General features: G+C 69.0%; 18 protein-coding genes and 1 pseudogene. 9 read left to right on the top strand and 10 right to left on the bottom strand.

What is annotated here, in order from left to right; all coding sequences use genetic code 11:
- Positions 1-77: 77 nt before the first annotated feature.
- From DEW08_RS02725 to DEW08_RS02760, 8 genes are all read left to right on the top strand, one after another.
- A complete protein-coding gene (locus DEW08_RS02725; RefSeq protein WP_109324264.1) occupies positions 78-1574 on the top strand; it encodes an aldehyde dehydrogenase family protein in 1497 nt (498 codons plus the stop codon).
- A gap of 165 nt (positions 1575-1739) precedes the next feature.
- Positions 1740-2912, top strand: coding sequence for an isovaleryl-CoA dehydrogenase (locus tag DEW08_RS02730; protein WP_109324265.1), 1173 nt, complete (start codon positions 1740-1742; stop codon positions 2910-2912).
- A 76-nt stretch (positions 2913-2988) separates the two neighbouring features.
- Complete coding sequence (locus DEW08_RS02735) at positions 2989-4170, top strand: acetyl-CoA C-acyltransferase (RefSeq protein ID WP_109324266.1); 1182 nt, start codon at positions 2989-2991, stop codon at positions 4168-4170.
- 47 nt (positions 4171-4217) lie between these two features.
- Positions 4218-5351 (top strand): acyl-CoA dehydrogenase, encoded by a 1134-nt coding sequence (locus DEW08_RS02740; RefSeq protein WP_109324267.1) that lies wholly within the window; start codon positions 4218-4220, stop codon positions 5349-5351.
- Positions 5352-5422: 71 nt separating this feature from the next.
- Positions 5423-7030, top strand: a complete 1608-nt coding sequence (locus tag DEW08_RS02745; RefSeq protein WP_109324268.1) for a carboxyl transferase domain-containing protein — start codon at positions 5423-5425, stop codon at positions 7028-7030.
- Positions 7031-7043: 13 nt separating this feature from the next.
- The gene (locus DEW08_RS02750) at positions 7044-7826 is read left to right on the top strand and encodes an enoyl-CoA hydratase/isomerase family protein (RefSeq protein ID WP_109325249.1); all 783 of its coding nucleotides are present in this window, start codon (positions 7044-7046) and stop codon (positions 7824-7826) included.
- A 4-nt stretch (positions 7827-7830) separates the two neighbouring features.
- Positions 7831-9834, top strand: coding sequence for an acetyl/propionyl/methylcrotonyl-CoA carboxylase subunit alpha (locus DEW08_RS02755; protein WP_109324269.1), 2004 nt, complete (start codon positions 7831-7833; stop codon positions 9832-9834).
- Between the two features lie 3 nt (positions 9835-9837).
- Positions 9838-10737, top strand: coding sequence for a hydroxymethylglutaryl-CoA lyase (locus tag DEW08_RS02760; protein WP_109324270.1), 900 nt, complete (start codon positions 9838-9840; stop codon positions 10735-10737).
- Positions 10738-10741: 4 nt separating this feature from the next.
- On the opposite strand, the gene DEW08_RS02765 is transcribed toward DEW08_RS02760, so the two are convergent.
- Entirely contained in the window at positions 10742-11080 is a 339-nt protein-coding gene (locus DEW08_RS02765; RefSeq protein ID WP_109324272.1) for an HNH endonuclease, read from the bottom strand.
- A gap of 26 nt (positions 11081-11106) precedes the next feature.
- A complete protein-coding gene (rimO, locus tag DEW08_RS02770) occupies positions 11107-12444 on the bottom strand; it encodes a 30S ribosomal protein S12 methylthiotransferase RimO (RefSeq protein WP_109324278.1) in 1338 nt (445 codons plus the stop codon).
- A gap of 390 nt (positions 12445-12834) precedes the next feature.
- Between rimO and DEW08_RS02775 the strand changes: the two genes are divergently transcribed.
- The gene (locus tag DEW08_RS02775; RefSeq protein WP_245986108.1) at positions 12835-13227 is read left to right on the top strand and encodes a MarR family winged helix-turn-helix transcriptional regulator; all 393 of its coding nucleotides are present in this window, start codon (positions 12835-12837) and stop codon (positions 13225-13227) included.
- Positions 13228-13291: 64 nt separating this feature from the next.
- On the opposite strand, the gene DEW08_RS02780 is transcribed toward DEW08_RS02775, so the two are convergent.
- The 8 genes and pseudogenes from DEW08_RS02780 to DEW08_RS02805 form a co-directional block, all read right to left on the bottom strand.
- Complete coding sequence (locus DEW08_RS02780; protein ID WP_168220243.1) at positions 13292-15283, bottom strand: MASE3 domain-containing protein; 1992 nt, start codon at positions 15281-15283, stop codon at positions 13292-13294.
- Between the two features lie 144 nt (positions 15284-15427).
- Entirely contained in the window at positions 15428-15571 is a 144-nt protein-coding gene (locus DEW08_RS31915; protein WP_245986165.1) for a hypothetical protein, read from the bottom strand.
- Positions 15572-15645: 74 nt separating this feature from the next.
- Positions 15646-15795: pseudogene (locus DEW08_RS33385) on the bottom strand (ribbon-helix-helix domain-containing protein); the annotation flags it as partial.
- A gap of 110 nt (positions 15796-15905) precedes the next feature.
- On the bottom strand, positions 15906-16544 hold the full coding sequence (locus tag DEW08_RS02790) for a Crp/Fnr family transcriptional regulator (protein ID WP_245986110.1): 639 nt from the start codon (positions 16542-16544) through the stop codon (positions 15906-15908).
- A 151-nt stretch (positions 16545-16695) separates the two neighbouring features.
- Entirely contained in the window at positions 16696-17439 is a 744-nt protein-coding gene (locus DEW08_RS02795) for a TfuA-like protein (RefSeq protein ID WP_109324282.1), read from the bottom strand.
- Positions 17436-17717 (bottom strand): YcaO-like family protein, encoded by a 282-nt coding sequence (locus DEW08_RS33075; RefSeq protein WP_281262037.1) that lies wholly within the window; start codon positions 17715-17717, stop codon positions 17436-17438. Before DEW08_RS33075 ends, DEW08_RS02795 begins: the two co-directional genes overlap by 4 nt.
- Entirely contained in the window at positions 17609-18703 is a 1095-nt protein-coding gene (locus DEW08_RS02800; RefSeq protein ID WP_281262035.1) for a YcaO-like family protein, read from the bottom strand. Before DEW08_RS02800 ends, DEW08_RS33075 begins: the two co-directional genes overlap by 109 nt.
- 98 nt (positions 18704-18801) lie before the next feature.
- Positions 18802-18999: a hypothetical protein gene (locus DEW08_RS02805; protein ID WP_109324283.1), complete on the bottom strand. Its 198-nt coding sequence runs from the start codon at positions 18997-18999 to the stop codon at positions 18802-18804.
- Between the last annotated feature and the right edge of the window lie 11 nt (positions 19000-19010).

Here is a 19010-nt window from a genome sequence, read left to right on the forward strand (position 1 = left end):
CGGGCGCCGGCCGGCGATGCCGGTCCGGGACACGGAAACGCCACCAGACAAAGCAGCCAACCAAGGACACTCATCCAATGAGCGCCACCATCGCCCTCCAGCTCGATCCCTTCGCCCTGGCGAAGGAGTTGTCCGGCAAGCAGTTCATCGACGGGGAGTTCCGCCCCGCCTCCTCCGGCAAGACCTTCCCGGTGATCAACCCCGCCACCGGCGAGGAGGTCGCCCAGGCCGCCTTCGGCGAGGCCGCCGACGTCGAGGCCGCGGTCGCCGCCGCCGTCAAGGCACAGAAGGAGTGGGCGAAGAGGGGGGCGCGCGAGCGCGGCAAGCTGGTCGCCGCCTGCGGTGCGGCGCTGGGCGAGCGGGTCGAGGAGCTGGGCCGCCTGCTGGCGCTCGAGACGGGCAAGGCGCTGCGCACCGAATCGCGCGTCGAAGCCGGCGTGCTGGCCGACATGTTCACCTTCTTCGGCGGGCTGGCGCCGGAGCTGAAGGGCGAGACCGTGCCTTTCAACCCGACCATGCTGACCATGACGGTGCGCGAGCCGATCGGCGTCGTCGGCGCCATCATCCCGTGGAACGTGCCGCTCCTGCTGATGGCGATGAAGATCGCCCCGGCGCTGGTCGCCGGCAACGCGGTGGTGGTGAAGTCGGCGGAAGAGGCGCCGCTGACCGTGCTGCGCGTCATCCAGATCATGAACAGCATCCTGCCGCCGGGGCTGGTCAACATCCTCTCCGGCTTCGGCCCGGAATGCGGCGCGCCGCTGGTGGCGCACCCGAAGGTCGGCAAGGTGACCTTCACCGGCTCGGTCGAGACCGGCAAGATCGTCTACAGGACCGCCGCCGACAAGCTGATCCCGGTCACGCTGGAGCTGGGCGGCAAGAGCCCGATGATCGTCATGGCCGACGCCGATCTCGACCAGGCGATCGGCGGCGCCATCGCCGGCATGCGCTTCACCCGCCAGGGCCAGAGCTGCACCGCCTCCTCGCGCATCTTCGTCCATGACAGCATCCACGACGTCTTCGTCGAGACGCTGAAGGAGAAGGTGAACGCGCTGAAGATGGGCGACCCGCTGGACGAGGCGACCGACATCGGCACCATCGTCTCGCCGCAGCAGATGGACCGGGTGCAGAGCTACATCGCGCTTGGCAAGGAGACGAAGGGCGCCACCGCCCACGCCCTGTCGGCGATGCCGGCCGACCCGAAGCTGGCCAAGGGGCTGTTCGTGCAGCCGCACCTGTTCACCGGCGTCACCAATGACGACCGCATCGCCCGCGAGGAGATCTTCGGCCCGGTCTGCTGCGTCATCCGCTGGACCGATTACGAGGAGGTCATCGCCGCCGCCAACGACAGCGAATACGGTCTCGCCGCCACGGTGTGGACGCGGGACCTGAAGGTGGCGATGGATGCGGTGCACCGGCTGGAAGCCGGCTTCGTCCAGGTGAACCAGAACCTGGTGGTGCAGCCCAACCTCAGCTATGGCGGGGTGAAGACCTCCGGCCTCGGCAAGGAGGCCACGCTGGAGTCGATGCTGGAGCACTTCACCCACAAGAAGACCATCATCATCAACATGAAGTGATGGTTCCGGAGCCCCCTCGCCGGCAGCGGCGAGGGGGTTTTCCGTTTCAGGCCAGGGGCTGAACAAGTTCGCCATCCGGATGATGGAAAGCACTTGCCATACCTCCACCCATACGGTACCGTACGGACAACGAGAAAACGCCGCTTTGAGGGGAGCGAACAGCCCATGCTGTCCAACCAGTATCCGTCGCTGAACTTCGACCTGGGCGAGGCCGCCGACATGCTGCGCGATTCGGTGCGCAGCTTCGCCGCCGCCGAGATCGCCCCCCGCGCCGCCGAGATCGACCAGACCAACGAGTTCCCGAACGAGCTGTGGCGCAAGCTGGGCGACCTCGGCGTGCTGGGCATCACGGTCGAGGAGGAGTATGGCGGCGCCGGCATGGGTTATCTGGAGCATGTCGTGGCGATGGAGGAGATCTCCCGCGCCTCGGCCTCCGTCGGGCTCAGCTACGGCGCGCATTCCAACCTCTGCGTCAACCAGATCCGCAAGAACGGCACCGCCGAGCAGAAGAGCCGCTACCTGCCGAAGCTGATCTCCGGCGAGCATATCGGCGCGCTGGCCATGTCCGAGCCGAACGCCGGCTCCGATGTCGTGTCGATGAAGCTGCGCGCCGAGAAGAAGGGCGACCGCTACGTCCTCAACGGCACCAAGATGTGGATCACCAACGGCCCGGACGCCGACACGCTGGTGATCTACGCCAAGACCGACGTCAACGCCGGCCCGCGCGGCATCACCGCCTTCCTGGTCGAGAAGGGCTTCAAGGGCTTCTCGGTCGCGCAGAAGCTGGACAAGCTGGGCATGCGCGGCTCCAACACCGGCGAACTGGTGTTCGAGGACTGCGAGGTCCCGGAGGAGAATGTGCTGGGCGGCGTCGGGCGCGGCGTCAACGTGCTGATGTCCGGCCTCGACTACGAGCGCGCGGTGCTGGCCGGCGGCCCGCTCGGCATCATGCAGGCCTGCATGGACATCGTCATTCCCTATGTCCATGACCGCAAGCAGTTCGGCCAGCCGATCGGCGAGTTCCAGCTCATGCAGGGCAAGCTCGCCGACATGTACACCATCATGAACGCCGCCAAGGCCTATGTGTACACCGTCGCCAAGGCCTGCGACCGCGGCGAGACCACCCGCAAGGACGCCGCCGCGGCGATCCTCTATTCCGCCGAGAAGGCGACCTGGATGGCGCTGGAGGCGATCCAGTGCCTGGGCGGCAACGGCTACATCAACGAATACCCGACGGGCCGCCTGCTGCGCGACGCCAAGCTCTACGAGATCGGCGCCGGCACCAGCGAGATCCGCCGGATGCTGATCGGCCGCGAGCTGTTCAAGGAAACGGCCTGAGCCGGTCAGGTTCTGGCAAACGGGTTTGGGCCAAAACGGGTTTGGGGCCAAAACGGGTTTGGGGAAGGAAAGAGCCATGACGGATACGGTTGTCATCGCGGGCGCCGCCCGCACGCCGATGGGCGGGTTCCAGGGCGACCTGCAGGGCCTGACCGCCCCGCAGCTCGGCTCCGTCGCCATCAAGGCGGCGCTGGAGCGGGCCGGCGTGAAGCCGGAGGCGGTGGACGAGGTCTTCATGGGCAACGTGCTGCCGGCCGGCCTGGGCCAGGCACCCGCCCGCCAGGCCTCGATCGGCGCCGGCATCCCCGAGGCGGCGGGCTGCACGACCATCTCCAAGGTCTGCGGTTCGGGCATGAAGGCGGTCATGCTCGCCCATGACCTGATCAAGGCCGGCTCGGCCGAGGTCATGGTTGCCGGCGGCATGGAGAGCATGTCCAACGCGCCCTACCTGCTGGACCGCGCCCGCGGCGGCTACCGCATGGGCCACGGCCGCGTGCTCGACCACATGTTCCTCGACGGGCTGGAGGACGCCTACGACCGCGGCCGCCTGATGGGCACCTTCGCCGAGGAGTGCGCCCAGCACTACCAGTTCACCCGCGAGGCGCAGGACGCCTACGCCATCGAGAGCCTGAACCGCGCCAGGCGCGCGACCGAGGACGGGAGCTTCGCCAAGGAGATCGTCGCCGTCACGGTCAAGGGCCGCAAGGGCGACACGCTGGTCGAGCGGGACGAACAGCCGCTGAAGGCCGACCCGTCCAAGATCCCGACGCTGAAGCCGGCCTTCGCCAAGGACGGCACGGTGACCGCGGCCAACGCCTCGTCGATCTCGGACGGTGCGGCGGCGCTGGTGCTGACGACGCGGTCGAACGCGGAGAAGCAGGGGCTGCCGATCCTGGCCGAGATCAAGGCCCACTCCAACCACGCCCAGGCTCCGGCCTGGTTCACCACCGCCCCGGTGGGCGCCATCCAAAAGGTGCTGGAGCGTGCCGGCTGGTCGGCCAAGGACGTCGATCTCTACGAGCTGAACGAGGCGTTCGCCGTGGTCGCCATGGCGGCGATGCGCGAGCTGGACATCCCGCACGACAGGATCAACGTCCATGGCGGCGCCTGCGCGCTGGGCCATCCGATCGGCGCCTCGGGCGCCCGCATCCTGGTCACGCTGATGTCGGCGCTGGAGAAGAACGGCCTGAAGCGCGGCGTCGCCTCGCTCTGCATCGGCGGCGGCGAAGCGACCGCCGTGGCGCTGGAGCTGGTCTGACGGAATACCCCCCTCCCCTCCGGGGGAGGGGAACGGGGAGGAAAGACATGCGGCTGACGGAAGAGCAGCAGATGGTCCGCGACATGGCCCGCGCCTTCGCGCAGGAGCGGCTGGCGCCGACCGCCGCCGGGCGCGATCGCACCGGGGCCTTCCCGAAGGAGGAGCTGGCCGAGATGGGCAAGCTCGGCCTGATGGGCATGCTGGTCCCGGAGGATCTCGACGGCGCCGGCTCCGACCATGTCGCCTACGCCCTGGCGATCGAGGAGATCGCCGCCGGCGATGGCGCCATCTCGACCATCATGAGCGTCCACAACTCGGTCGGCTGCATGCCGATCCTGAAGTTCGGCAGCCGCGAGCAGCAGGAGCGTTTCCTGAAGCCGATGGCGCGCGGCGAACTGCTGGGCGCCTTCTGCCTGACCGAGCCGCAGGCGGGCTCCGACGCCTCGGCGATCAGGACGCGGGCGCGGCGCGACGGCGACCATTGGGTGCTGAACGGCACCAAGCAGTTCATCACGTCGGGCAGGAACGCCGACGTCGCCATCGTCTTCGCCGTCACCGATCCGCAGGCGGGCAAGAAGGGCATCAGCGCCTTCATCGTCCCGACCGGCACCCCCGGCTATCAGGTGGCGCGGGTCGAGGAGAAGCTGGGCCAGCACTGCTCCGACACCTGCCAGATCGTGTTCGAGGAATGCCGCGTCCCGGCCGACCTGATGCTGGGCGCCGAAGGCGCCGGCTACAAGGTGGCGCTCGCCAACCTGGAGGGCGGGCGCATCGGCATCGCCTCGCAGTCGGTCGGCATGGCCCGCGCGGCGCTCGATCACGCCGTCCGCTATGCGCAGGAGCGGCAGAGCATGGGCGTGCCGATCATCCAGCATCAGGCCATCGCCTTCCGGCTGGCCGACATGGCGACGAAGGTCGAGGCGGCCCGCCAGATGGTGCTGCATGCCGCCGCGCTGCGCGATGCCGGCGAGCCCTGCCTGAAGGAGGCCGCCATGGCGAAGCTGTTCGCGTCGGAGGCGGCGGAGAGCGTGTGCTCCGACGCCATCCAGATCCATGGCGGCTACGGCTACCTCGCCGACTTCCCGGTCGAGCGCATCTACCGCGACGTCCGGGTCTGCCAGATTTACGAAGGGACGAGCGACATCCAGCGGCTGGTGATCAGCCGCGCGCTGGTCCAGTGACGACCATCACAGTCGATCCCACACGCAGCCCATCCGACAAGACGTCCGAGTAACGGGGGAGGACGACGGCCATGACCGTCCTGAAGAGCGCCCTGAACGCGCGCTCCGCGGAATTCCAGACCAATGCCGACGCCATGGCGGCGCTGGTCGCCGACCTGCGCCAGAAGGTGGCGGCCATCCAGCAGGGCGGCGGCGCCAAGGCGCGCGACAAGCATCTGGCGCGCGGCAAGCTGCTGCCGCGCGAGCGCGTCCGCCAGCTCCTCGACGTCGGCTCGCCCTTCCTGGAGCTGTCGCAGATGGCGGCCTACAAGGTGTACGAGGATGACGTGCCGGCCGCCGGCATCATCACCGGCATCGGCTCGGTCGCCGGACAGGAATGCATGATCGTCGTCAACGACGCGACGGTGAAGGGCGGCACCTACTATCCGCTGACGGTCAAGAAGCACCTGCGCGCGCAGGAGATCGCCCAGCAGAACAACCTGCCCTGCATCTATCTGGTCGACAGCGGCGGCGCCAACCTGCCGAACCAGGACGAGGTCTTCCCCGACCGCGACCATTTCGGCCGCATCTTCTTCAACCAGGCCAACATGTCGGCCCAGGGCATCCCGCAGATCGCGGTGGTGATGGGAAGCTGCACGGCCGGCGGCGCCTATGTGCCCGCCATGTCGGACGAGGCGATCATCGTCCGCAACCAGGGCACCATCTTCCTCGGCGGTCCGCCGCTGGTGAAGGCGGCGACCGGCGAGGTGGTGTCGGCCGAGGATCTGGGCGGCGCCGACGTGCATTCCCGCACCTCCGGCGTGACCGACCATTATGCGATGAACGACGCCCATGCGCTGGCCATGGCCCGGCGGGTTGTGGAGAACCTGAACCGCAGCAAGCGGATCGACCTCGACCTCCGCCGGCCGGAGGAGCCGCACTATGACCCGCGCGAGCTCTACGGCGTCATCCCCAGCGACGCGCGCAAGCCTTTCGACGTGCGCGAGGTGATCGCCCGCATCGTCGACGGCTCGCGCTTCGACGAGTTCAAGCCGCTCTACGGCACCACGCTGGTCACCGGCTTCGCCCACATCTTCGGCTATCCGGTCGGCATCATCGCCAACAACGGCATCCTCTTCTCGGAAAGCGCGCTGAAGGGCGCCCATTTCGTCGAGCTGTGCTGCCAGCGCCGCATCCCGCTGGTGTTCCTGCAGAACATCACCGGCTTCATGGTCGGCCGCAAGTACGAGGCCGGCGGCATCGCCAAGGACGGCGCCAAGCTGGTGACCGCGGTCGCCTGCGCCCAGGTGCCGAAATTCACCGTCATCATCGGCGGCAGCTACGGCGCCGGCAACTACGGCATGTGCGGCCGCGCCTACAGCCCGCGCTTCCTCTGGATGTGGCCGAACGCCCGCATCTCCGTCATGGGCGGCGAGCAGGCGGCCGGCGTGCTGGCCCAGGTGAAGCGCGACGCGCTGGAGGCCCAGGGCAGGAGCTGGCCGGCCGAGGAGGAGGACGCCTTCAAGGCGCCGATCCGCGCCCAGTACGAGACGCAGGGCCATCCCTACTATGCCTCCGCCCGGTTGTGGGACGACGGCATCATCGACCCGGCGGACACCCGCATGGTCCTCGGCCTCGGCCTGTCGGCGTCGCTGAACGCCCCGGTGCCGGAGACGAAGTTCGGCGTGTTCCGGATGTGAGGGGGACACGATGATGAAGCATCTTCTGATCGACGTCGCCCCCAGCGGCGTCGCCGCCGTCACGATGAACCGCGGCGACGTCCACAACGCCTTCAACGAGGAGGTCATCGCCGAGCTGACGGAGGCCTTCCGCAGCCTGGGCGTCAACCCCGAGGTGCGGGCCATTCTGCTGCGCGGCGCCGGCAAGAGCTTTTCGGCCGGGGCGGACCTCGGCTGGATGAAGAAGATGGCGGGCTACTCCCACCAGGAGAATGTCGAGGACGCCATGGGGCTCGCCACCATGCTGCGCACGCTCGACGAATGCCCCAAGCCGACGGTGGCGGTGGTGCAGGGGCCGGCCTATGGTGGCGGCGTCGGGCTGGTGTCCGCCTGCGACATCGCCGTTGCCGCCGACAGCGCGAGCTTCGCCCTGACCGAGGTGAGGCTGGGCCTGATCCCGGCGGTCATCAGCCCCTATGTGATCGCCGCCATCGGCGAGCGGGCCTGCCGCCGCTACTTCCTCACCGGCGAGCGGTTTTCCGCCGCCGAGGCGCTGCGGCTCGGCCTGCTGCACCAGACCGTCAAGGCCGACGAGCTGGACGCCTGCGTCGAGGTGATGGTGCACAACCTGCTGCAGTGCGGCCCGGACTCGCAGACCGCGGCCAAGGAGCTGATCCGCGCCGTGGCGCGCCGCCCGCTGAGCGATGCGGTGGTGCGCGACACGGCCGAGCGCATCGCCCGCCAGCGGGCGAGCGGCGAGGGCAGGGAGGGCGTCGGCGCCTTCCTGGACAAGAGAGACCCTGCGTGGCGGAGCTGACCAGATGTTCGACAAGATCCTGATTGCCAACCGGGGCGAGATCGCCTGCCGCGTCATCCGCACCGCCCGCCGCATGGGCATCCGCACCGTCGCCGTCCATTCCGAGGCCGACGCGCGCGCCATGCATGTCCAGATGGCCGACGAGGCCGTCTGCATCGGCCCCGCCCCGGTCGGCGAAAGCTATCTGCGCGGCGACGTGATCCTGGAGGTCGCGAAGCGGACCGGCGCCCAGGCCGTCCATCCCGGCTACGGCTTCCTGTCGGAGAATGCCGCCTTCGCCGCCGCCTGCGCCGAGGCCGGCGTCGTCTTCATCGGCCCGCCGATCGAGGCGATCCGCGTCATGGGCTCCAAGGCGGAATCCAAGCGGGTGATGTCGCAGGCCGACGTGCCGCTGGTGCCGGGCTATCACGGCGAGGCGCAGGACTTCGCCACCCTGTCGGCCGAGGCCGAGCGCATCGGCTATCCGGTGCTGGTGAAGGCGTCGGCCGGCGGCGGCGGCAAGGGCATGCGCGTCGTCCGTTCGGCCGGCGAGCTGGCCGACGCGGTGGCCGGCGCCCAGCGCGAGGCCAAGGCCGCCTTCGGCGACGACAGCCTGCTGCTGGAAAAGTATCTCGGCCGGCCGCGCCATGTGGAGATCCAGGTCTTCGCCGACACCCATGGCAACGCGGTCTATCTGTTCGAGCGCGACTGCTCGGTCCAGCGCCGTCACCAGAAGGTGATCGAGGAGGCGCCGGCCCCCAACCTGCCCGACGAGATACGACGTCGTATGGGCGAGGCCGCGGTGGCCGCCGCCAAGGCGGTGAACTATGTCGGCGCCGGCACGGTCGAGTTCCTCTATGAGGATGGCGGCTTCTACTTCATCGAGATGAACACCCGCCTGCAGGTGGAGCATCCGGTGACGGAGATGATCACCGGGCTCGACCTCGTGGAGTGGCAGTTGCGCGTCGCGGCCGGTGGTGAACTGCCGCTGCGCCAGGACCAGCTCACCCGCCGCGGCCACGCCTTCGAGGCGCGGCTCTATGCCGAGGATCCGCAGCGCGAGTTCCTGCCGGCCATCGGCCGTCTCGTCCACCTCAAGCCGCCGGCCGAGACCGCCCATGTCCGCGTCGACACCGGCGTGCGCCAGGGCGACGAGGTGACGATGTTCTACGACCCGATGATCGCCAAGCTGATCGTCTGGGACGAGGACCGCGACGCCGCCCTGCGCCGGCTGCGCGTTGCGCTGTCGCAGTACGAGGTGGTGGGCGTCACCACCAATGTCGGCTTCCTCGGCGCCATCGCCGGGCATCCCGCCTTCCGCGCGGTGGAGCTCGACACCGGCTTCATCGAACGGCATCGGGCCGACCTGCTGCCGCCGCCGGCCGCCGTGCCGGACCGCGGGCTGGCCGTCGCGGCGCTGGCCGTGCTGCTGCGCCGCCGGGCGGAAACCAAGGCCGCGCCGCGCGCCGCGGGCGATCCGAACTCGCCCTGGCTGTTCGCCAACGGCTGGCGCCTGAACGAGGAGACGCACTACGACCTGCGCCTGATGGACGGCGAGACGGCGCGCGAGGTGACGCTGCATTTCCGCCCCGACGGCTATGAGGTCGCGGTGGACGGTGGCGCGCCGCTGGCGGCGACCGGCATCGCGCTCGCCGACGGCGTGCTGACCGGCAGCATCGGCGGCGCCAAGGTCCGTGCCACCGTGGTGCAGCAGGGGCTGGACCTGACCATCCTCAGCGAAGGGGCGGTGTGGCGGCTGAAGCTGGACGATCCCAGCGCCCGCGCGGCGGAGCAGGAGGGCGGGTCGGGCCGCCTGACCGCGCCGATGCCGGGCACCGTCGTCCGCGTGCTGGTCGAGCCGGGGCAGGCGGTGGAGGCGGGCGCCCCGCTGATGCTGCTGGAAGCGATGAAGATGGAGCACACCATCAAGGCCCCGGCCGCCGGCACCGTCTCCGCCGTCAATTTCGCGGCGGGCGACCAGGTGTCGGAAGGCGTCGACCTGCTGGTGCTGGACATCGCGGAGGGCTGAGGAATGAAGCTGCCGACCTTTGTGCGCATGGTGGATGTGGGGCCGCGCGACGGCCTGCAGAACGAGAAGACCATCGTGCCGACCGCGGTGAAGGTGGAGCTGGTCGACCGGCTTGCCGACGCCGGCCTGCCGGTGGTCGAGGCCGGCAGCTTCGTCTCCCCCAAATGGGTCCCGCAGATGGGCGACAGCGCCGACGTCTTCGCGGGCATCGCCCGCAAGCCGGGCGTGCGCTACGCCGCCCTGACCCCGAACCTCAAGGGGCTGGAGGGCGCGCTGGCCGCCAGGGCCGACGAGGTGGCGGTGTTCGGCGCCGCGTCGGAGAGCTTCAGCCGGAAGAACATCAACTGCTCCATCGCCGAGAGCCTGGAGCGCTTCGCCCCGGTGATGGAGCAGGCCAAGGCGGCCGGCGTGCCGGTCCGCGGCTACGTGAGCTGCGTGCTCGGCTGTCCCTATGAGGGCGAGATCGCGCCGGCGGCGGTGGCCGACGTGGCGGCGAAGCTGTTCGCCATGGGTTGCTACGAGATCTCGCTGGGCGACACCATCGGCACCGGCACCCCGGCCAAGGCCCAGGCGATGATCGCCGCGGTGGCGGAGAAGGTGCCGATGGACAGGATCGCCGTGCATTTCCACGACACCTACGGCCAGGCGCTGGCCAACATCCTGGCGGCGCTGGAGATGGGAATCGCGGTGGTGGACAGCTCGGTCGCCGGGCTCGGCGGCTGCCCCTATGCCAAGGGGGCTTCGGGCAACGTGGCGAGCGAGGACGTGCTCTACATGCTGAACGGGCTGGGCATTACGACCGGCGTCGACCTCGACAAGCTGGTCGCCGCCGGCGCCTTCATCAGCGAGGCCATCGGCCGCCCGACCGCGTCGAAGGTCGCGCGGGCGCGGGGCTGCGCGTAACCCGTCAGGTCCGCAGGTCGGCGATGGCCCGGGCGACGGCGATCCACTCGTCGCCGGGCTCGGCGTCGCGCAGGGCCTTCAGCGGCGGCCAGATGCCGAGGCGGCTGCCGCGGCGCTCCTGAAAGAAGCGGTCGAGTTCCCCGGGCGAGGGCAGGCGGTCGCCCTTGCGCTGGTTGCAGCGGCGGTGGGCGAGCACGACGTTGGCCGGCTCGTCCGCGCCGCCGTAGGCCTGCGGGATCAGATGGTCGAAGGTCGCCTTGGCGCCGACCGGCTCGCCGCAATAGAAGCAGCGCCCGCCCTGCAGGATGTCCATCAGCGTGGCGTCATCCTGCGTGACGGGCATGGCGCGGCTCCGGTCCCGGGCTCAGGTTACAGGTCGCGCTCGACGCTGCCCCACAGGTCGTACTCGTCGGCGTGCTCGATCGTCACGTCCACGAGGTCGCCGGGCTTCAGGTTGGTCTCGCCGTTCAGGAAGACGTTGCCGTCGATCTCCGGCGCGTCGGCGTAGGAGCGGCCGATGGCGCCTTCCTCGTCGACCTCGTCGATCAGCACGCCGAGCGTCCAGCCGACCTTCTGCTGCAGCCGCTCGGCACTGATCGCCTTCTGCGTCTCCATGAAGCGCTCCCAGCGCTCCTGCTTGACCTCTTCCGGCACCGCCCCGGGCAGCGCGTTGGCGGTGGCACCGTCGACGGGCTCATACTTGAAGCAGCCGACGCGGTCGAGCTGGGCCTCCTTCAGCCAGTCCAGCATGAACTGGAAGTCCTCCTCCGTCTCGCCGGGGAAGCCAGTGATGAAGGTGGAGCGCAGCACCAGATGCGGGCAGTCCTGCCGCCACTTGCGGATGCGGTCGAGCTGCTTTTCCTGGGCGGCCGGACGGCGCATCGCCTTCAGCACGGTGGGGGAGGCGTGCTGGAACGGGATGTCGAGGTAGGGGAGGATGCGCCCTTCCGCCATCAGCGGAATGACCTCGTCGACATGCGGGTAGGGGTAGACGTAGTGCAGCCGCACCCACACGTCGAAATTCGCCAGCTCGCGGCACAGGTCGATGAAGCGGGCGCGGACCTGCCGGCCGTACCACGTCTCCTCCGCATACTTGCGGTCGACGCCGTAGGCGCTGGTGTCCTGGGAGATGACCAGCAGCTCCTTCACGCCGGCGGTCGCCAGCTTCTCCGCCTCGCGCAGGACCGAGACGACCGGGCGGCTGACCAGGTCGCCGCGCAGGCTGGGGATGATGCAGAAGCTGCAGCGGTTGTTGCAGCCCTCGGAAATCTTCAGATAGGCGTAGTGGCGCGGGGTGAGGCGCAGCCCTTCCGGCGGAACCAGATCGACGAAGGGGTCGTGCTGCGGCGGCACCGCCTCGTGCACGGCGCTGACCACCTGTTCGTACTGGTGCGGCCCGGTGACCGCCAGCACGTCCGGATGGACCTGCCGGATCATGTCCGATTCGACGCCCATGCAGCCGGTGACGATGACCCGTCCGTTCTCCTTGATCGCCTCGCCGATCGCGTCGAGCGATTCCTTCTTGGCGCTGTCCAGGAAGCCGCAGGTGTTCACCAGCACGACGTCTGCCCCGTCGTAGCTGGGGGAGATCTCGTATCCCTCCGCCCGCAGACGGGTCAGGATACGCTCCGAATCGACGAGCGCCTTCGGGCAGCCGAGGCTGACGATGCCGACCTTCGGGGCGGCCTTGGACGGGAATGTGGTCATGGCGCGGATATATAGGGCAGAGGGCCGGTTGCGCCAGCCAAAACGCACCGCGATGCATGCGCGATTTGCAAGGCGCTCCGGCGGGTGGACGGGCGGGTGGACGGGTAGTGCGACATTTCGCTGCTCGGGTCCTTCGTATAGGGGCTTCCCCTTACGAAAGGCATAGCCTAAAGTGTGACAAATTTCGGCGGTTATGGATAGACAGAAGCATGAAACGATGCTAAATTAAATGTATAGTTTCTAAATGTTATGGACAGCAATCGAGTATCTGTGCAGCCTGCCGCTGTATTGGGCTCGATTGGCTGATGTAGTCCGACCCTGTCCAGCTAGAACCCGGTGGATATGTCGAACAATAATCCTTCCGCATCTGCACAGGCCATTGCCGAAGTCATGATGCACATCGGGCACATCGCCGACAGCCTGGGCTACACGCAGGGCCTGAAGCCTTCGCAATGGACCGCTCTGCGCTATTTCGCCAGCGCCAATGCCAGCCAGCGCACCGTGTCCGCCTTCGCCGACTTCCACGCCACGACCCGCGGCGCCGCCTCGCAGATGGTCGAAGTGCTGGTCAACAAGGAACTGCTGACCCGCGTGCCGGTTCCGGAAGACCGCCGCGTCGTCCAGCTCCACCCGACGGCCCGTGCGCTCGACCTGCTGCAGCACGACCCGATGAAGGACTTCGCCGCGGTCATCGCCGCGCTGCCGCCCAACGACCAGTATCATCTGGCCGAGACGCTGACCCGCGTGCTGCGCGGCCTGCTGGCCAAGCGCCAGGCCGCCTGATCGCGGCTTGCCTCCTGCCGGCCGCCCCGCTCCGCGGCCGCCAGCCTCAGCCCCAGCCTCAACTTCAGTCGGAGTCGCCGGGCCGCGTCACCGGCAGGTCGAGGATGAAGGTGGAGCCGCGCCCGACCGCGCTGCGCACCGTGACGTCGCCGCCGCCGTTGCGCAGAATCCCGTAGACGACCGCGAGCCCGAGGCCGGTGCCTTCGCCGACCGGCTTGGTGGTGAAGAAGGGCTCGAACACCCGCTGGCGGGTCTGCTCGTCCATGCCGATGCCGGTGTCGCTGACGGTGAGGCGAATGTAGCGACCCTCCGCCAGCCCCTGATGGCTGGCTTCCGCCTCGCTCATCGTCAGGCTTTCCGCCTGGATGGTCAGCAGCCCGCCCTCCGGCATGGCGTCGCCGCCGTTCTTGATCAGATTCAGCAGCACCTGCGCCAGTTCGGTGGCGGTGATGGTGACCGAGGGCAGGTTCGGCGGAAGCTGGACCTTCACCTCCACCCCCGGCGGCAGGGCGGGGCGGGCCAGCGCCACCGCGGACCGCACCGCCTCCACCAGATCGCCCGGCGGCGATTCGGCGACCTCGATCCGGGCGAAGCGCAGCACATCGCGCAAGACGTCGCGCGCCTTCAGCCCGCTGTCGTGGATGGTGAAGAGGTAGGTCTTCAGGCGGGCGTCGCCGTTCACCCGCTTCACCGCCATCTCGGACAGGGTGACGATGGGCTGCAGCAGGTTGTTGACCTCGTGCGCCAGGCCGCCGACCAGACTGCCGAGCGCCGCCATGGTCTGCTTGCGCCGCGCCGCCTCGGACGCCTGGCGGCGGGCGGTGATGTCGCTGGAGGTCCCACGGTAGCCGAGGAACCCGCCCTGGCCGTCGAAGCGCGGCACGCCGCTGACCATCACCCAGCGCGGCTCCGCCCCCTCCGGCCCGACCAGCGGGAAGGACAGGCGGCGGAAGGGCTTGTGCTCGCGCTGGGCCTCGACCATGGCGTCGAAATCCTCGGTCGGCCGCGAGCGGTCGAGCAAATCCTCGTGCCGGAAGCCGAGCAGGTCCTTGCCGCCGCGGCCGGTGGATTCCTGGGCGCGGGCCGACAGCGCGGTGAAGCGGCCGTCCCTGTCCGTCTCCCAGAACCAGTCGTTGGAGCATTCCAGCAGGGCCCGCCAGCGCGCCTCGCTCTCGCGCAGCTCCGCGGTGCGGGTCGCGATGATGGACTCCAGATTGTTCAGATGGTCGCGCAGGGCCTCCTCGCTGCGCCGCATGCGCAGGAAGACGAGGTCGTAGGGGTGTTTCAGCGCCGAGACGACGATCGCCTTGTAGAGCAGGTAGAAGGACAGGACCTTGAAGAAGTGCCCGACCGCGTTCATCGGCCCGTGCGGGTCGTCATAGAGCGTGAAGGCCAGTTCCTGGGGGATCATCAGCCCGACGCCGAGAAGCACCATGACGAAGATGCCCCGGCTGAACTGCCGGCGCCGGCGCCAGATGACGAGGCAGGCGGCGGCGGCGATGGCGATGATCACGTATTCGGCGGCCAGCTTGAAGCCGGTCAGCCCGTCGCCGGGGGTGAATCCGTCCGGCACGATGTCGAACAGGAAGATCGCCATGAAGGCGGCGAGGAAGGCCGCCGCCTGGGCGATCAGCACGTCGCCGCTGCGCAGCGTCCGGTCGGCGAGCAGCGGTGCGCCGAGGAAGGCCAGCGACTGGATGAAGCGCGCCGCCAGCCAGAGCTGGATCGACAGGTTCGGCGTGCCGTCGCCGAGGATGCCCATGCCCGGATAGGCCGCGATGTGCAGCAGGTCGAGCGTCCCGACCGCCGGGAAGGACAGGCCGACGCAGGCCAGGAAGGGTGACTGGTTGGCGTCGCGCGTGTTCCAGGCGACCGCGAAGGTCGTGAAGGCGACGATGACCGCGAACAGCTCGACACAGAGATGGAACAGCAGGTAGTTCCGGTCGAAGACCGCGGACAGGACGCCGAGCGTGCCGCCGACGAAGGCGATCTCGGGCCAGTAGCCGGCAAGCCAGCTCCGGTAGGAGCTGCGGGATGGGAAAGCCGCTGAATCCACCGGCGTCATGCGCGAACCAGCCACTTGCTGCAAACCAAGGCGCGCATCATGACCTGCTTCTGCTTAACGCCTGACTAAGCCGTCAGGGATCGTTGGTGCCGCCAAGCAAGAGCGTCGTCATGTCGCAGCAGGCGACGAAGGGCCTCAGCCCTCGCTGACCGCCGTGTCGAAGGGGGTGCAGATGAAGGGGTCGCCCCGTCCGTGGCCGGCGCGGGCATGGCCGCGTTCCGTCGCCGCCTGCCGGTAGTAGCCGACGACGAACACCCGCACCGCATTGGCCAGCGACACGCCGTTCGCCCGGCCTGCTGGTGATCCATGCGGTCCTTGATGTCCGAGCAGAGATCCTCGGAGGTAAGATCCTCCCGCTGCGCGATCTCGTCCAGCGCTTCCCAGTAGGACGGCTCCAGCCGCAAGGTCACTGCCTGACCGGACACCGTCATCGTGCGCGAAACCAGGGACGCCACCCCCTTGGACTGCTTTTCCGACGCCGCCCGCGCCGTCTCTTCCGTCATCGTCCGCCACCTTCTGTCAACCGCCGGCCCGCCAGCCCACGATGGTCGTATACAATAAACCGATTGCAGGAGCCCGGGGCTATAAAACTTTCGACATGTGACGATCGGATTCAGGACACGCTTTCCGTATCTCCGGCCATGTCGCGCAGCAGGGCCGGGTTGTTGATGACGATGAAGCCCTTGGTATAGGTTACAATCTCCGACTTCTTCAAAGCCTTCAGGCTCTTGTTCACCATCTCGCGGGTGACGCCGAGCATGCTGGCGAGCGCTTCCTGGGAGATCGACTGGTTGATCCGCAAGCCGGCCGGGGTCTGCTGGCCGTAGCTGTCGGCGAGCAGCAGCAGCCGGCGGGCGAGCCGGCGCGGCACGTCGTGGAAGACGGCATCCTCGATGTTCTCCGACACCCAGCGCAGCCGTTCGCACAGCACGATCATCAGCCGGGTGCACAGCGCGGGGTGGCGTTCGAGGAAGGGGATGAAATCGGACCGGTCGATGCGGAACAGCATGCTGGGCCGCAACGCCTCGGCGGCGGCGGTCCGTTCGCGCCCGTCGATCAGGGCGATCTCGCCGAGCACGTCGCCGGCGTCCAGGATGTTGAGCAGCATCCGCTTTCCGTCGGCGGACGAGGTGCTGATGCCGATCTGCCCCTTGAGAATGGCGTAGAGGCAGTCGCCGGGGTCCCCCTTGTGAAAGACCGGCTGGTCGGCGTCGAAGCTCTGCGGCCGGCCGAGCGAGACCAGTTCGGCCATCTCCGTCCCGGTGAGTTCGCCGAGGAGCCTGTTGCGCCGTAAGATTGCCGTTACGTCCGATAAGCCGGCCATGAAGTGATCCGCGTACACTTAAAGCGGCGCACGGGGCCGGGTTGCCTCGTGCGCCGCGATCACTGTAGCGGATCGGACATCACACTGCGAGAGTGGAGGCCTCGCGCACGGCACGGTCCCACAGGGTGGTGCGTTCGAAATGGAACTGCGCCTCGGGCAGGGCGGCGTTCTGGCCCAGCTTGCGCCGGATGGTGCGGAGCATCCGCCGGGCGTCGTCGCGCTTCTGGTCGAAGCGGCCGGTGGGCAGCCAGGCGCGGAAGGCCTCCAGTTCGCGCGCCGGCAGGCCGAGGTCGCCGGCCAGCCGCAGCATCCGGCCATAGCCGCGCTCGCGGTAGGGCAGCTCCTTGCCGATCGACTCCAGCCGGAAGCCGGTTTCGCGCGACAGCACCCCGTCGGCGACCGCGTCGGCCAGCGTGCGGCGGATGTTCACCATGGCTTCCGACAGGGCGGGATAGCCGAGCTCGGCCGGCCCGTGGATGACCGCCACCTCGTCGTCGTCCTCCAGCCGGCCGTCGCGGTAGGCTTCGAAGATGGCGCCGACGCCGATCATGCCGAAGGGATGCAGCTCCGCCGCGCGCAGCGCGCCCATGCTGGCGGCGCCGAAGACGGGGATGCCCTCGCGGATGGCGAACAGGATTTCCTTGTGCCAGACGGCCGGCACATTCTCGAAGAAGCCGTCGACGATGCCGATCGCCCCGGGCTTTTCGGCGCACAGGCGCAGCACGTCCCCCTGGGAGACGGGGGGCAGGTAGACGGCGTCCAGCTCGCGGGCCGCTTCCTCCTGCGGCAGGGTGGGGCCGAGGAAGACGTAGGTGGTGCTCATGCCGCGGCCTCCGTGGCGAGGTCGATGATGCGGCGCCCCCGCTCGCCGATCAGATAGTCGGGGGAATCGTCCAGCCCCTCCAGCCCGGGGATGACGACGCGGACGACCGGGATGCCGAACTCCGGCTTGGTCAGGTCGACCGCGACGGCCTCGGTGATGCCGGCGGCCTTCAGCCGGTCGATCTGGTGGCGCAGGTCGGCCTCGACGGTCGGGGTCGAGGCGGTGGGGCAGCGGGTGAAGTCGCGGGTGCCGGCGCTTCCGTCACCATCGCCCGCCAGCGGGCATAGCGCGAGGGGTCGAGGTGGCGGACATACTCCTCGCGCGGCATGTCGTCGCGCGCGCCGGCGATGAAGGTCAGGCGGCTCTGCGCCGCCTCGGTCAGGGCGCGGGACAGGGCGACCTCGCGCGAGACGTGGCAGCCCATGCCGGTGGCGGGCCGGACCGAGTGCTGCGGCAGCTCCTCCCGCTCGACGATGCGGCAGAGGAAGGCGGGCAGGCCGATGTCGCTGGTGATCTCCCACACGCCGACCTCGATCCCGGCGGAGTCGAAGCGGTCGAGCAGGGAACGGCAGACGGGATCCTCCACGCTGTCGAGCGCGATGCGGCTGGCGGCCTGGGCGGCGGGCCCGGACAGGTGCCAGAGGGTGGTGGCGTCGCGCTCCACCAGTTCGGTGATGGCGTGGCTGACGGCCTCCAGCCTGTGGTTGCCGGAGGCGAGGCCGTTGGAGCCGGCCATGAAGCAGCCCTGGCCCGGCGCCATCGGGGCGGCGAAGTTCAGGTGGACCATCTCGAACGGCACCCACCTGGGGCCGCCGCCGATCAGATCCTCGCCCTCGATCCACAGGATCGGGGTGTGCGGGGTATAGGCGCTGCCGGCCAGACGCGGCAGGCGGTCGACGTCGACCACCGGATGGGTCCAGCGCAGCTCCTCGAAGCTGGCGAACTTCAGCGGCAGCGTGATCCGCTCCGCATGGTAGCTCTCGATCGATTCCATGACGCCCGAGGCCTTGGCGGCGGCCAGCGTCACGCCCTTGCCCTGCGAGACCGAGATGGAGCGCGAGTTGGGCCGGGTCACCATCACCACGGGGATCCCGACGGTGTCGAGCCCGGTGACGTTGGCCACCCGCGTGATTCCCATCACCGGCAGGAACGGCTGCACGCGCGCCAGCGTCTGTTCCGGCGCCATCACCCGGTGGGTGCCCGTGGTGTGGGCCTTAACCGCGTCGGCCGCGGCGGTGCGGACATCGATCAGGTCGAAGGGCATCGCGGCTTACTCGTCCTGCGAAGGGGCGGGGGAAGGCGGGACCGGGTCCGTGGCCGGCCGATGATGACGCCACCGGCCGCCACGGTCCGATCGGGTACTCAGGCGCCGGGGGTGATGCTCATGCGGCCCGACTCATGGTCGATCGTGTCGAACGAGGGCTGGTCGCCGGCACGCTTCGCAGGGGTGGCGGCCGTGCCGCCCATGTCGGCCACGACGGACACGCCGCCGTTGGAGATGGCATACAGCCGGCCGTCGGCGCCACGCATGGTCAGGGTCTGGGAAACGTTCGTGTTCATGATTGCTCCTT

It is taken from the genome of Azospirillum thermophilum (assembly GCF_003130795.1).
GTDB lineage: Bacteria > Pseudomonadota > Alphaproteobacteria > Azospirillales > Azospirillaceae > Azospirillum > Azospirillum thermophilum.